Origin of the sequence: Streptomyces sp. NPDC090045 (assembly GCF_044747975.1) — a bacterium.
Lineage (GTDB): Bacteria > Actinomycetota > Actinomycetes > Streptomycetales > Streptomycetaceae > Streptomyces.
The window spans coordinates 258,660-272,185 of the sequence record NZ_JBIVFA010000011.1; the positions used below are offsets into that span (position 1 = coordinate 258,660).

At 71.5% G+C, this 13,526-nt stretch carries 13 protein-coding genes and 1 riboswitch; of the genes, 10 read left to right on the forward strand and 3 right to left on the reverse strand.

What is annotated here, in order from left to right; translation table 11 throughout:
- Positions 1-23 precede the first annotated feature (23 nt).
- The 3 genes from ACIPYQ_RS27800 to ACIPYQ_RS27810 all read right to left on the reverse strand — a co-directional run bounded on the left by ACIPYQ_RS27800 (position 24) and on the right by ACIPYQ_RS27810 (position 4,156).
- A complete protein-coding gene (locus tag ACIPYQ_RS27800; RefSeq protein WP_401256249.1) occupies positions 24-773 on the reverse strand; it encodes an SDR family oxidoreductase in 750 nt (249 codons plus the stop codon).
- Between the two features lie 53 nt (positions 774-826).
- On the reverse strand, positions 827-1,726 hold the full coding sequence (locus tag ACIPYQ_RS27805) for an RNA polymerase sigma-70 factor (protein WP_401256251.1): 900 nt from the start codon (positions 1,724-1,726) through the stop codon (positions 827-829).
- A gap of 78 nt (positions 1,727-1,804) precedes the next feature.
- Positions 1,805-4,156 (reverse strand): chitinase C-terminal domain-containing protein, encoded by a 2,352-nt coding sequence (locus ACIPYQ_RS27810; RefSeq protein WP_401256253.1) that lies wholly within the window; start codon positions 4,154-4,156, stop codon positions 1,805-1,807.
- A gap of 297 nt (positions 4,157-4,453) precedes the next feature.
- Positions 4,454-4,584: riboswitch (FMN riboswitch) on the forward strand.
- 150 nt (positions 4,585-4,734) lie between these two features.
- Here ACIPYQ_RS27810 and ribD point away from each other — a divergent pair.
- The 10 genes from ribD (at position 4,735) to ACIPYQ_RS27860 (ending at position 13,402) form a co-directional block, all read left to right on the forward strand.
- On the forward strand, positions 4,735-5,871 hold the full coding sequence (gene ribD, locus ACIPYQ_RS27815) for a bifunctional diaminohydroxyphosphoribosylaminopyrimidine deaminase/5-amino-6-(5-phosphoribosylamino)uracil reductase RibD (protein WP_401256256.1): 1,137 nt from the start codon (positions 4,735-4,737) through the stop codon (positions 5,869-5,871).
- The gene (locus ACIPYQ_RS27820) at positions 5,872-6,501 is read left to right on the forward strand and encodes a riboflavin synthase (protein ID WP_362239195.1); all 630 of its coding nucleotides are present in this window, start codon (positions 5,872-5,874) and stop codon (positions 6,499-6,501) included.
- Positions 6,498-7,154: a nicotinamide mononucleotide transporter family protein gene (locus tag ACIPYQ_RS27825; protein WP_361765248.1), complete on the forward strand. Its 657-nt coding sequence runs from the start codon at positions 6,498-6,500 to the stop codon at positions 7,152-7,154. Before ACIPYQ_RS27820 ends, ACIPYQ_RS27825 begins: the two co-directional genes overlap by 4 nt.
- Positions 7,151-8,440: a bifunctional 3,4-dihydroxy-2-butanone-4-phosphate synthase/GTP cyclohydrolase II gene (locus tag ACIPYQ_RS27830; RefSeq protein WP_361765251.1), complete on the forward strand. Its 1,290-nt coding sequence runs from the start codon at positions 7,151-7,153 to the stop codon at positions 8,438-8,440. Before ACIPYQ_RS27825 ends, ACIPYQ_RS27830 begins: the two co-directional genes overlap by 4 nt.
- A 51-nt stretch (positions 8,441-8,491) precedes the next feature.
- Complete coding sequence (gene ribH, locus ACIPYQ_RS27835) at positions 8,492-8,977, forward strand: 6,7-dimethyl-8-ribityllumazine synthase (protein WP_007262951.1); 486 nt, start codon at positions 8,492-8,494, stop codon at positions 8,975-8,977.
- A 58-nt stretch (positions 8,978-9,035) separates the two neighbouring features.
- On the forward strand, positions 9,036-9,317 hold the full coding sequence (locus tag ACIPYQ_RS27840; RefSeq protein WP_361765254.1) for a phosphoribosyl-ATP diphosphatase: 282 nt from the start codon (positions 9,036-9,038) through the stop codon (positions 9,315-9,317).
- A gap of 56 nt (positions 9,318-9,373) precedes the next feature.
- The gene (hisG, locus tag ACIPYQ_RS27845) at positions 9,374-10,222 is read left to right on the forward strand and encodes an ATP phosphoribosyltransferase (protein WP_319730507.1); all 849 of its coding nucleotides are present in this window, start codon (positions 9,374-9,376) and stop codon (positions 10,220-10,222) included.
- A gap of 44 nt (positions 10,223-10,266) precedes the next feature.
- Positions 10,267-10,731 (forward strand): PH domain-containing protein, encoded by a 465-nt coding sequence (locus tag ACIPYQ_RS27850; protein WP_401256263.1) that lies wholly within the window; start codon positions 10,267-10,269, stop codon positions 10,729-10,731.
- Between the two features lie 200 nt (positions 10,732-10,931).
- Entirely contained in the window at positions 10,932-12,362 is a 1,431-nt protein-coding gene (locus tag ACIPYQ_RS27855; RefSeq protein WP_362241459.1) for a hemolysin family protein, read from the forward strand.
- Positions 12,359-13,402: a hemolysin family protein gene (locus ACIPYQ_RS27860; protein WP_401256267.1), complete on the forward strand. Its 1,044-nt coding sequence runs from the start codon at positions 12,359-12,361 to the stop codon at positions 13,400-13,402. Before ACIPYQ_RS27855 ends, ACIPYQ_RS27860 begins: the two co-directional genes overlap by 4 nt.
- Positions 13,403-13,526: the final 124 nt, after the last annotated feature.

Genomic DNA, 13,526 nt, shown 5'->3' on the forward strand with positions numbered 1-13,526 from the left:
GCCCCTACACGCACCCGGCCCTGTCATCTAGTGCGGGCCGCGAGGAAGTCCGCGAACGTGACCTTGCCCACCGCGTGGGACGGGGTCAGGTGGCCGCCGCGGCGGAAGGCGGCGTACGTCCTGCCCGCCAGCGGGACGGGGACCACCCGGCCTCTGCGGCCGGTCGCCTCCAGGTAGGTGCGGGCCAGGTCCGTCAGGTGGCGGATCTGCGGGCCGCCCATGTCGGGGACCCGGCCCGCCGGGGTCGGGACCGCGAGCTCGGCCAGCCGGTCCGCGACCTCCTCGACGGCGATCGGCTGCACCGGGACCCCCTTCGGCATCGGCACGACCGGCAGCTTCGCCGCCGTGTCGGTCACCTGCGCCACCAGGTCGTGGAACTGGGTGGTGCGCAGGATCGTCACCCCCAGCCCGGATCCCTCCAGCATCCGTTCCACCCGCAGCTTCGCCTGGTAGTAGCCGAGCGGAACCACGTCCACCCCGACGATCGAGATGTAGACGATGTTGGCGACCGTCCCCGCCCGGCCGGCCGCCTCGATCAGGTGCCCCGTGCCCACCTCGTCGCCCTTGCCCGCGCGGCGCGTGTTGCTCGCGCAGTGCACGACCACCTCCGCGCCCGCCATCGCCGCGTCCAGTCCGCTTCCGTCCTGCAGGTCCACCGGGTACTCGGGGGCGTGCCGGCTCAGTACGCGGACCTCGTGGCCCGCCTCCCGAAGCCGGGACACGACCAGCGTGCCGAGGGTGCCGGTGCCTCCGGTGACGAGGATGGTGCTCATGGGGTCCGCCTTCCGCCGGGAACGTCTCTTCGCCAGCTCGGACCGGACAGCCCTCAGGAATGTGACAGCTGCCGCCGGAGGAAGGCCAGCTTTTCCGGATTGACCACCGTGTTGATGCCGCTGACCAGTCCGTTCTCGAATTCCACCAAGAGGACCGCCGCCTCGCCGAAGAGCAGCGCGGGCGTGCCGTTGACCTCCGCGACGGTGACCGGCAGGCCCCCGGCGAATTTCGCCAGCACCCCGATCGAGAACCGGGCCACCTTGTCCCGCCCCAGGATCGGCCGCAGCGCCGCGCCGACCACGCCGCCGCCGTCCGACACGTACCGCACGTCGGCCGTCAGCAGGCCCTCCAGTCGTTCCAGGTCCCCGCCGCGGGCCGCCGAGAGGAAGGTCTCCACGAGGCTCTGCCACCGCTCGGGGTCCGGTTCGAAGCGCCGCTCCTCGGTGGCCGCCCGCTCCGCCGCCACCCGGGCCGCCGCCCGCCGGTAGAGCTGGCGGCAGTTGGCCTCGCCGAGGTCCAGGAGCTCGGCGATCTCCCGGTGGCCGTACGCGAAGGCCTCGCGCAGCACGTAGACCGCCCGTTCCACCGGCGTGAGCTGCTCCAGCAGCACCAGCAGGGCCATGGACACGCTGTCCCGCTGCTCCGCCGACTCCAGCGGGCCGAGCGTCCCGTCCCCGGTGAGCACCGGCTCCGGCAGCCAGGGGCCGACGTACTCCTCGCGCCGGACGCGCGCCGAGGTGAGGTGGTTGAGGCACAGGTTCGTGACGACCTTGGCGAGCCAGGCCCCCGGCTGCCGGATGTCGGCGCGGTCCGCCGACACCCAGCGCAGGTACGCGTCCTGCACGGTGTCCTCGGCCTCCGCGGCGGAGCCCAGCATGCGGTAGGCGATGCCGAACATCCGGGACCGGTGTTCCTCGAAGTCCGCGTCGGTCGCGGCGACATGGGTGTTCACCGGGACAGCCTAGGCAAAGGCGAGGACCCGGTGGCCGCCGGGCCACCGGGTCCTCACCCGCTCATGCACGGATCGGGGTCAGCAGGCGCCCTGGTCCTTCCAGACGCCCCATTCCCCGGTGGTGCCGGGCTCCTCGTTCTGCGTCCACCACTGGGCCTTCCAGGTGCGGCCCTTGTGGGAGACGAGGTTGCCGCTGTTGTAGACCGTGCCCGCCACGTACGCCGGGCTGGTGCAGGTCCCGCCCGTCGGGGGAGGAGTGGTGGGCGGCGTGGTCGGGGGAGTGGTCGGCGGGGTGGTCGGGGGCTGGGTGCCGCCCGGTTCCGTCACCGTGGTGCCGCGTGCCAGGTCACCGGCGAGGGCGTAGGTGGTGCCGGCGATGTTCACCGTCCAGTTGGAGGGCGTGGAGACCGGCAGGTAGTAGTTGAACGCCAGGTCGACGGAGGCGCCGGGGGCCAGCGTCTGCCAGGCCGGGAGCTTCAGGGAGACCCGCTGGAAGTCGCCCTTCAGGCCGCCGACGTTGGTGCCGGTGTGACCGCTGCTGATCACCTTCGTGCCGAAGCCCGACTGGTCGGAGGCGTTGTCCGGGGCCGAGGTCCCGTAGTCGAACTGGAACTCGGTGCCGCCGGGCAGCGTCGTGTTCGTGTTGTTGGTGATCTTGAGCTTCGGGGTGAGCGGGTAGTTGGAGTCGCCCAGCTTGAACTCGGTGAACTCCGTCTTGATGTTCACCGCCTGGGCGGGAAGCGCCGCGTTGGACTTCTTCGCGCCGTACGGGGAGGCCGACTTGAACTTCTGGTACATCACGTCGGTGAGCGTGTCGCCCATCTCGTACTGGCCCTTGGCCGCGTTGTACGCGTAGTCGCCCGCGAGCTCCCAGACCATCGTGCCGCCGATGCCCTTGTTCACCACGTAGTCGGCCTTGGCGGCCACCGACTGCTCGTCCTCCGTCGAGAGGAAGACCTTCTTCTGCGCGTTCCACAGCCACGGCGCCACCAGGGTGGAGTCGTACTTGCGGACGTAGCTGCCGGTCAGCGTGGTGTTCGCCGGGAAGCCGTACTTGGTGACGTAGTCGCCGACGACCCCCTTCTCCAGGTTCTTGGCGTGCCACATCGGGTTGGAGCCCGCCGGGGACTCGACGCCGTTGGTGTCCTTGTCGTGCCACAGGTTGTCGATGCCGACCGCGCCGTCACCGCACTTGGTCAGGCCCGCGCCGGCCGGGCAGGTGGTCGCGGGTGCCTTGCCCCACAGGCCGTCGGTGCCGCCCTGCACGTTCTTGAAGCCGCGGGTGTAGTAGGGCAGGCCGATGTTGATGCGGCCGCCCGGCATCGAGCCGCGGAAGTAGTGGTAGGCCCAGTCGGTGTTGAGGTAGCCGATGCCGCCGTACTGGGAGGTGGAGTAGACGCCCGCGGCGGCCAGTTCGCCGTCCTTGCCGTCGTCGAAGAGCGAGGCGTTGGGGCCGACGTACTCGTTCCAGGCGCCGTGCAGGTCGTAGGACATGATGTTGACGTAGTCCAGGTACTTCTGGACCTGGAAGGTCTCCATGCCGCGCAGCAGGTAGCCGGAGGAGGGGGCGGCGACGGAGAGCAGGTAGTGCTTGCCGTCGGCGGCGCCCGCGCGGTCGAGCTTCTCGCGCAGGGACTTCATCAGGGCCGCGTAGCCCTGGACCAGGCCGGCGCGGCGGGCGTTGGCCAGCTGCCAGTCCAGCGGGTTGCCCGCGTCCTTCATCGTCGTCGGGTACTCGTAGTCGATGTCGACGCCGTTGAAGCCGTACTTCCGGATGAACTCGACCGAGGAGTCGGCGAAGGTGTCGATGCCGGCCTGGTTGACCGAGCCGTCGGCGTTCGTGGCCATCGAGTAGAAGCCGCCGGAGGCGACGCGGTTGCCGTCGTCGCCGAAGTAGCCCCCGGTCTCCGCCCAGCCGCCGACCGAGATCAGCGTCTTGACGTTGGGGTACTGCTTCTTGAACTTGGTGAGCTGGTTGAAGTGGCCCTTGTACGGGAGGGCCGGGTCCATCTCGGCTCCGGCCACGCCGGGCCAGGTCATCCCGGTGGCGGCGTTGTTCGTGCCGTCCGCGCCGACCGAGATCTTGTTGTCGGCGCCCACGTGGGCGAAGGCGTAGTTCAGGTGGGTGACCTTGGACCACGGGATGTTGTTGGCGAGGTAGGCGGGGGTGCCGTCCTTGCCGGTGCGCCAGCCGGTGAAGTATCCGATGACGCGGCGCTGGTGGTCGGCGCCCATCTTCTCGCGGCCTTCGGAGTCGTAGACCGAGCAGTACGGGACGTCGACCCCCGCGGTCTTGTACAGCCCGTCGGGGCGACACGACTCGTTGTCGGCAGCGTGCGAGACGCCCGCCGAGAGCCCGCCCACCAGCAGTCCGGCGATCGCGGCGCCGGATGCCAGGAGCATCGCTCTCGTACGTGTGGGGGACAGCATGGTGCCTCCTGGGGAGGGGAGGATGCGGGACACAAGTGGACACAACGTGAAGCAACAGGACTGGTGTGTAGGCGTGTTGGCCCGTGACGTGCGCACATCTGACGGGCTGTTCCCGGGAGGATGAAGGGAACGTTAAGAGGACTAGACCACCCCGTCAATAGGTCTGGACCAACCCCGGCTCCACTTGGCCGGGTCGCGACCGCGGTCACCCCCGGGTCACCCTCTGTGAGCCAGGCCACACCGCAACACCTGCATGGCGGCGGATCACCCGTGGCAAACTGGCTGGAGTACCAGTAGCAGCGCACTCCGGGGTCGGTGTAATTCCGAACCGGCGGTTATAGTCCGCGACCCGTCCGCAGCCAGCGGCCGGTTGACCAGGTGAGATTCCTGGACCGACGGTTAAAGTCCGGATGGGAGGCAGTGCGCGGCGGGCCAGTCACGGGTACGCCGCCGTCGGCGGTTCATCGGCATATCCCTGCGGACATGCCCGATCGGACCGTTTTTTCGGCCTCGGCGTCCCCCTGTGAGCTGGACCGCTTCATCTGTCGTATCCCGACAGGCCCCGGAGTCCGTGCCCGATGAGGCAGGAGGACCCGGTGGCGACACACGCCGCGCACGCAGCACCCGCATTCGACGCGGGTACCCGTGCCATGCGCCGAGCCGTCGAGCTCGCCGCCCGCGGACTCGGCTCCACCAGCCCCAACCCCGTCGTCGGCTGCGTCATCACCGACGCCTCCGGCACCGTCGTGGGCGAGGGCTGGCACGAACGGGCCGGCGGCCCGCACGCCGAGGTCAACGCCCTGCGCGCCGCAGGCGCCGCGGCCCGCGGCGGCACCGCCTACGTCACCCTCGAACCCTGCAACCACACCGGCCGTACGGGACCCTGCGCCCGCGCCCTCGTCGACGCCGGGATCGCCCGCGTGGTCTACGCCGTCTCCGACCCGAACCCGCAGGCCAGCGGCGGCGCGGCCACCCTGCGCGCCGCCGGGGTCGACACCGAGGCCGGGTTCCTGGAGGCCGAGGCCGAGGCCGGCAACACCGCCTGGCTGACCTCCGTACGGCTCGGCCGCCCCCACGTGACCTGGAAGTACGCCGCCACCCTCGACGGCCGCAGCGCCGCGGCCGACGGCACCAGCCGCTGGATCAGCTCCGCCGAGTCCCGCGCGGACGTCCACCGGCTGCGCGCCGAGGCCGACGCCGTCCTGGTGGGCGGCGGCACCCTGCGCGCCGACGACCCGCACCTGGCCGTACGCGGCATCGAGGGAGCCGCCCAGCCCCTGCGCGTGGCCCTCGACACCCACGCCGGACTCCGGCCCGGCGCCCGCATCCTCGACGACTCCGCGCCCACGCTGCTGGTGGTCGCCGAGGACGCCGACACCCGCCACCTGCCCGGCGTCGACCTCCTGCGGCTTCCCCTGCGGGACGGCCGGATCCCGGTCCGCCGGCTCCTCGCGGAGCTGTACGCCCGCGGCGTGCGCTCCCTCCTCCTGGAGGGCGGCCCCACCCTGGCGGGCGCCTTCGTCGAGTGCGGAGCCGTCGACCGGGTCGTCGGCTACCTCGCCCCCGCCCTGCTCGGCGCCGGCCCCGCGGCCTTCGGCGACGCGGGCATCACGAACATCTCCCACGCCGTACGCCTCGACATCACCGAAGCCGTCCGCGTGGGCCCCGATCTCCGCATCACCGCCATCCCCACCACCGCCCCCAAGGAGCACTGAGTGTTCACCGGAATCGTCGAAGAACTGGGCGAGGTCGCCGCCGTCGAGCAGCTCGAGGAGGCCTCCCGCTTCCGCCTGCGCGGCCCCCTGGTCACCGAGGGCGCCAAGCACGGCGACTCGATCGCCGTGAACGGCGTCTGCCTCACCGTCGTGGAGACCGCCGACGGCGAGTTCACCGCCGACGTCATGCAGGAGACCCTCAACCGCTCCAGCCTCGGCGCCCTCGCCCAGGGCTCCCGGGTCAACCTGGAGCGCCCCATGGCTCTCGGCGGACGCCTCGGCGGCCACCTGGTCCAGGGGCACGTGGACGGCACCGGCGAGATCCTCTCCCGAACCCCCTCCGAGCACTGGGAGATCGTCAAGGTCGCCCTCCCGGAGAACCTCTCCCGGTACGTGGTCGAGAAGGGCTCCATCACGGTCGACGGCGTCAGCCTCACCGTGGTCGAGGCGGCCGCCGACTGGTTCACGATCAGCCTCATCCCCACCACCCTCGCCCTGACCACGCTCGGCATCAAGCAGCCCGGCGACCCGGTCAACCTGGAGGTCGACGTCCTCGCGAAGTACGTCGAGCGCCTCCTGGCCGCCGGGGTGGACCCGCTGCACGCGCACCCGACGGGAGACGCCCGGTGACCGCCCTGACCTGGCTCAACGCCGAGGCCTTCACCGTCTTCGGCCAGAAGGTCATCTGGTCCGACATGATCGGCAACCTGATGGGCCTGGCCGCGCTCGCCCTCGGCTGGCGCCGCTCCATATGGACCTGGCCCGCCCAGCTCCTCTCCGGCCTGATCCTCATCGCCGCCTACGCCTCCGCCCACCTCGCAGGCGGCGTCGGCAAGCAGCTCCTCGTCATCGGCGTGGCCGCGTGGGGCTGGCGGGCCTGGCAGCTCGGCCGGCAGCAGGCCCAGGACGGCTCCATCGCCGTGCGCACCGCCACCTGGAAGGAGCGCGGCCTGCTCCTTGCCGGAGCGGCGCTCGGCACCCTCGCCGTCGGCGGCCTGTTCACGCTCTACCCGGACCTGTCCTGGAGCCCGTGGGCCGACGCGTACATCTTCGTCGGCACCATCGTCGCGATGGTCGCCCAGGCCCGGGGCCTCGTCGAGTTCTGGATCGCCTGGCTCCTCGTCGACCTGGTCGGCGTCCCCCTCGCCTTCAACAACGGCCTGGCCTTCTCCGGCCTCGTCTACGTCGTGTACTTCGCCCTCGTGGTCTGGGGCGCCTACGACTGGTACCAGCGCTCGCGCACCACCACCCCCGCCCCGGCCCTGGAAGGAGCAACGGCATGACCACCCTCAAGCCCGTGCCCGAGATCCCCGAAGAGACCTTCCGCCTCGACCCCGTCGAGCAGGCCGTCCGCGACATCGCGGCGGGCCGGCCGGTGGTCGTCGTCGACGACGAGGACCGCGAGAACGAGGGCGACCTCGTCATCGCCGCCGAGAAGGCCACCCCCGAGATCATCGCCTTCATGATGAGCGAGTGCCGCGGCCTGATCTGCGCCCCCATGGAGGGCCCCGAGCTGGACCGGCTCGAACTGCCCCAGATGGTCCAGAACAACACCGAGTCGATGAAGACCGCGTTCACCGTCTCCGTCGACGCGAGCGCCGCCCACGGCGTCACCACCGGCATCTCGGCCGCCGACCGCGCCACCACCCTGCGCCTCCTCGCCGACGGGGTCTGCGGCCCCGGCGACTTCGTCCGCCCCGGCCACATCTTCCCGCTGCGCGCCAAGCCCGGCGGCGTCCTCGTCCGCAACGGCCACACCGAGGCGGCCGTCGACCTCGCCCGCCTCGCGGGCCTGCGCCCGGCCGGCGCCATCGTGGAGATCGCCGGCGAGGACGGCGTCATGCTGCGCCTGCCCGAGCTGATCCCCTTCGCCCGCAAGCACGGCCTGACGATCATCTCCATCGAGGACCTGATCGCCTACCGCCGCTCCGCCGAGCCCACCGTGCGCCGCGAGGCCGAGGTCAGCCTGCCGACCGCCTTCGGCGCGTTCACGGCCTACGGCTACCGCTCCACCGTCGACGGCGTCGAGCACGTCGCCCTCGTCCACGGCGAGATCGGCGACGGCACCGACCTCCTGGTCCGCATGCACTCCGAGTGCCTCACCGGCGACATCTTCGCCTCCCAGCGCTGCGACTGCGGCCCCCAGCTGCACGCCTCCATGGAGCGGATCAAGGCCGAGGGCCGCGGAGTCGTCGTCTACCTGCGCGGCCACGAGGGCCGCGGCATCGGACTGCTGTCCAAGCTGCGCGCGTACGAACTGCAGGAGCGCGGCCGCGACACCCTCGACGCCAACCTGGAACTCGGCCTGCCCGCGGACGCCCGCGACTACGGCGCCGGCGCCCAGATCCTCGCCGACCTCGGCGTGCACGACGTCCGCCTGATGACCAACAACCCCGAGAAGTCCGACGCCCTCGTCCGGCACGGCATCGCGGTCACCAGCCGGGAGCCGATGCCGATGGAGGCGGGCGAGCACAATCTGCGGTACCTGCGCACCAAGCGGGACCGGATGGGCCACGACCTGCCCTGGCTGGACGGGGCCGTGACCACGTCCGCCTGCGGCAACCAGTAAGCAAGCACCACCACCCCTACGTACATCCACGAACCACCGAGGAGCAGAGCTGTGAGCGGCAAGGGCGCACCCGAACTGAGCGTGAAGAACTGCGGAGACCTCCGAGTCGCCGTGATCGCGGCCCAGTGGCACGAGAAGGTCATGGACGGACTGGTCGACGGCGCCCTGCGGGCCCTGCACGAGCTGGGCATCGACGAGCCCACCCTGCTCCGCGTCCCGGGCAGCTTCGAGCTGCCGGTCGTGGCGAAGGTGCTGGCCGGCCGCGGCTACGATGCGATCGTCGCCCTCGGCGTGGTCATCCGCGGCGGCACCCCGCACTTCGACTACGTCTGCCAGGGCGTCACCCAGGGCCTGGTGCAGGTGTCGATCGACACCGGAGTCCCCGTCGGCTTCGGCGTGCTGACCTGCGACAACGACGAGCAGGCGCTGGACCGCGCCGGGCTCGAGGGGTCGAACGAGGACAAGGGGCACGAAGCGGTCACCGCCGCCGTCTCCACCGCCATGACCCTGCGGACCGTCAGCGAACCCTGGCGCTAGTCCAAGGAGTGAACCCCGGCACGGGGACACCCGGGTGAGCCCTTACTCTAAGGACATCATGGCGAACAAACCCTCCAAGACCTTCGAAGAGCTCTTCACCGAGCTCCAGCTCAAGGCCACCGAAGGCGACCCCAGCACCTCCCGCACCGCCGAGCTCGTCCACAAGGGCGTCCATGCCATCGGCAAGAAGGTCGTCGAGGAGGCCGCCGAGGTCTGGATGGCCGCCGAGTACGAGGGCAAGGAAGCCGCCGCCGAGGAGATCTCCCAGCTGCTGTACCACGTCCAGGTGATGATGGTCGCGCGCGGGATCTCCCTCGACGACGTCTACGCGCACCTCTGAGCCACGGCTCGCACACCCGCCCGTACCCCCGCACACCACGCACCAAAGGAAGCCCCATGCTGCGCATCGCCGTCCCCAACAAGGGTTCACTCTCCGGACCGGCGTCGGCGATGCTCCATGAGGCCGGCTACCGGATGCGCAAGGAGTCCAAGGAGCTCGTGGTCGTCGACCCCGAGAACGAGGTGGAGTTCTTCTACCTCCGCCCCAAGGACATCGCGATCTACGTCTCCTCCGGCAAGCTCGACATCGGCATCACCGGCCGCGACCTGCTGCTCGACTCCGGCGCCAGCGCCGAGGAGATCCTGCCGCTGAACTTCGGCCGGTCCACCTTCCGCTACGCCACCACCCCCGGCACGGCGAAGGGCCCCGAGGACTTCCACGGGATGACGATCGCTACCTCCTACGAGGGAATCGTCGCCAAGCACCTCGCCGAGAAGGGGATCGACGCCTCCGTCGTCCACCTTGACGGCGCGGTCGAGACCGCCATCCAGCTCGGCGTCGCCCAGATCATCGCGGACGTCGTCGAGACCGGCACCAGCCTGCGCAACGCGGGCCTGGAGGTCATCGGCGAGCCGATCCTCACCTCCGAGGCCGTCGTGATCCGGGGCAACGGCGCCGACGCCGACGACCCGCAGGTCCAGCAGTTCCTGCGCCGCCTCCAGGGCGTCCTGGTCGCCCGCAGCTACGTGATGATGGACTACGACTGCCGCGCCGAGCACCTGGAGCGCGCGGTCGCCCTCACCCCGGGCCTGGAGTCGCCGACCGTCTCCCCGCTGCACAACGAGGGCTGGGTCGCGGTCCGCGCCATGGTCCCGGCCAAGGAGGCCCAGCGGATCATGGACGACCTGTACGAGCTCGGCGCGCGCGCGATCCTCACCACGTCGATCCACGCCTGCCGGCTCTGACACCTCCGACCCGCGCCACCACTGCAGAAGGCACCTGAACCACCATGGCCGAGCCCGTCGCCCAGCCCGCACCGCCCGCCCTGCCGGTCACCTTCCGGCCGACCCGTACCCGGGCGGTCCTGCTGGGCGTCGGGACCGCCATGTTCGTGACCATCGGATCGATCGCCCTCCTCCTGGAGAACCTCAGCCCGGGGGAGCGGATCAGCTTCCTCTTCACCGCCGTGCTGCTGAGCTCCGTCCTCGTCCTGCTCAGCCGCCCCAAGGTGGTCGCGGACGAGGCCGGGGTGACCGTCGTCAACATCACCACCACCCGCCGGCTGGAGTGGGCGCAGATCCTGCGCGTCAACCTCCGCCCCGGCGACCCGTGGGTGTTCCTGGACCTCAGCGACGGCACCAGCCTGCCCGTCCTCGGCATCCAGCCGGGTGTCGCCAAGCAGCGGGCGATCGGCGACGCCCGCGCCCTGCGGGCCCTCGCCGAATCCCGCGGAACCGGTGCGAACGACAACTGAGACCGCCGATCCTCGTCGCTGCGTACCGTTGCGGCCGGGATCTCAATGACTACCCTGGTGGCGGGGCGCAGTCGTGCGCCCTCCCACCGGCCCCGGGACCCCGAGGTCCGTGGGCACCTGCAACTTGAGGAGTGACTCCCTCCAGCAATGGACGGATCGTCCGGTAGTACCCGCGCCGCCCTCCCTCCGGAGGCGGCGGCATGACCATTCCGCTACTCCTGCTCGCGGCGGCATTCGCCCTGATCCTCGCCAACGGTTTCTTCGTGGCAGCCGAATTCGGCCTCGTCACCGTCGAGAGACCCGAGGCCGAGCGCGCCGCAGCCGACGGTGACCGCCGTGCCCGCACGGTGGTCGAGGCCCTGAAGGAGCTCTCCTTCCAGCTCTCGGGCACCCAGCTCGGCATCACCATCACCTCCCTCGTGGTCGGCATGCTCGCCGAGCCCGCTCTCGCCGCACTGCTGGCCGGGCCGCTCGCCGCGACCGGCCTGCCGCAGGGGGCCGTCCCCGGCGTCGCCGTCGTCATCGGCATGCTGCTCGCCTCCGCCGTCCAGATGGTCGTCGGCGAGCTCGTACCGAAGAACTGGGCGGTCTCCCGCCCGCTCCAGGTGGCCCGCTTCGTCGCCGGCCCCCAGAACGCCTTCTCCCGCGCCTTCCGGCCGGTCATCGCCGGCCTGAACGCCGTCGCCAACCGGCTCGTCCGGGCGCTCGGCGTGGAGCCGACCGAGGAGATGGCCTCCGCCCGGACCCCCGGCGAACTGGTCTCCCTGGTCCGCCATTCGGCCCAGGCCGGCGCCCTCGAACAGGACACCGCCGACCTCTTCGTACGGACCCTCTCGCTGGGCGAGCTCACGGCCCAGCACGTCATGACCCCCCGGGTGAAGGTCAGCGCCCTCATGCACACGGCCACCGCGGCCGACGTGCTCAACCTGACCCGCGCCACGGGCCTGTCCCGCTTCCCGGTCTACCGCGACCGCATCGACGAGGTCACCGGCGTGGTCCACCTCAAGGACGCCCTCGCCGTGCCCGAGTCCGACCGCGACCGCACCACCGTGAGCCGGATCTGCGTCGCCCCGCTGCTGGTGCCCGGCTCCCTGCCGGTGCAGCCGCTGCTGGAACGGTTGCGCAGCGAACAGCCGATGGCCGTGGTCGTCGACGAGTACGGCGGCACCGCCGGCGTGGTCACGCTGGAGGACATCGTCGAGGAACTCGTCGGCGAGGTCCGCGACGAACACGACCTCGCCGAGGACGACAGCCCCGAACTGGCCGCCGTGACGGCCGAGGACGGCCGCCCCTCCTGGGAGGCCGACGGCAGCTGCCGGGTGCAGACCCTGCGCCGGATAGGCCTGGAGGTGCCCGAAGGGCCGTACGAGACCGTCGCGGGCCTCGTCGCCGACCTGCTCGGCCGGATCCCCGCCCCCGGGGACCGCGCCGAACTCCCCGGCTGGAGGCTGTCCGTCCGCCGGGTCGGCCGCAACCGCGCCGAGCTCGTGCGCCTGGTCCGGCTGACCGCGGTGCCCGCGGCCGGTGGATACCGGCCCGCCTCCGTGGCCGACGGCGCCGGCCTGCTCGGCTCCGGCCGGCACGGCGACGGCGCCCCGCAGCGGGCCGAGCTGGAAGGCGCCTCCCGGTGAACGTGCTCCAGCTCCTCTTCGCCCTGCTGCTCGTCCTCGCCAACGGCTTCTTCGTCGGCGCCGAGTTCGCACTCGTCTCCGTACGCCGCAGCCAGATCGAGCCCCTCGCGGCCGGCTCCAAGCGGGCCCGCCAGGTGCTCCACGGCCTGGAGAACCTGCCGCGCATGATGGCCGCCGCACAGTTCGGCATCACCATCTGCTCGCTCACCCTCGGCGCGGTCGCCGAACCCACCGTGGCCCGGCTCCTGGAGCCCGTCTTCCACGCCGTCCACGTACCGCAGGGCCTGATCCACCCCCTCGGCTACGCGCTCGCGCTCGCCGCCGTGGTCTTCCTGCACCTGGTCATCGGCGAGATGGTCCCCAAGAACCTCGCCATGGCCGCCCCCGAGAAGACCGCCCTGTGGTTCAGCCCCGGCCTGGTCGCCTTCGCCCGTGTGTGCGGGCCGGTCACGACCGCGCTCGGCGCCTGCGCCAAGCTCGTCCTGAAGCTCTTCAAGGTCGAGCCCAAGGACGAGGTCGAGGCCGTCTACACCTCCGCCCAGCTGGGCCGGCTCCTCAAGGACTCCCGGCAGGCCGGGCTCCTGGAGCCGGTCGAGCAGGAGCGGCTGGAGGACGCCCTCGAACTGGGCAGCCGCCCCGTCAGCGACGTCCTCCTCGACCGGGACCGCCTGGTCACGGTCGGCCCCGACGTGACCCCGCGCCAGATCGAGCAGCTGACCGTGCGCACCGGCTACTCCCGTTTCCCCGTCCGTGCCGCCAGCGGCGCCTTCATGGGCTACCTGCACGTCAAGGACGTCCTGGACCTGGAGGACCGGGAGCGGGCCGTGCCCCAGCGGGTCTGGCGCCGGATGACCACCCTGTGCGCCACCGTCCCGCTGGACGACGCCCTCGGCGTGATGCGCCGCGACGCCACCCACCTGGCGCAGGTCGCCGACCCCGGCGGCCGGGTCCTGGGCCTGGTCGCCCTGGAGGACGTCCTGGAAATGCTGGTCGGCGAGGTCCGCGACCCGTCGCACCGGTCGTACGTACGGGGCGCGTAGCCGCGGCTGCGGGGCTCCGCCCCGGACCCTGGTCCTCAATCGCCGGACGGGCTGGCAGATTCAGCCTCGCCGGCGTTTGAGGCGCTGGGGGTCCCCCCGGACGGAGTCTGGGGGAGGGTCCGGG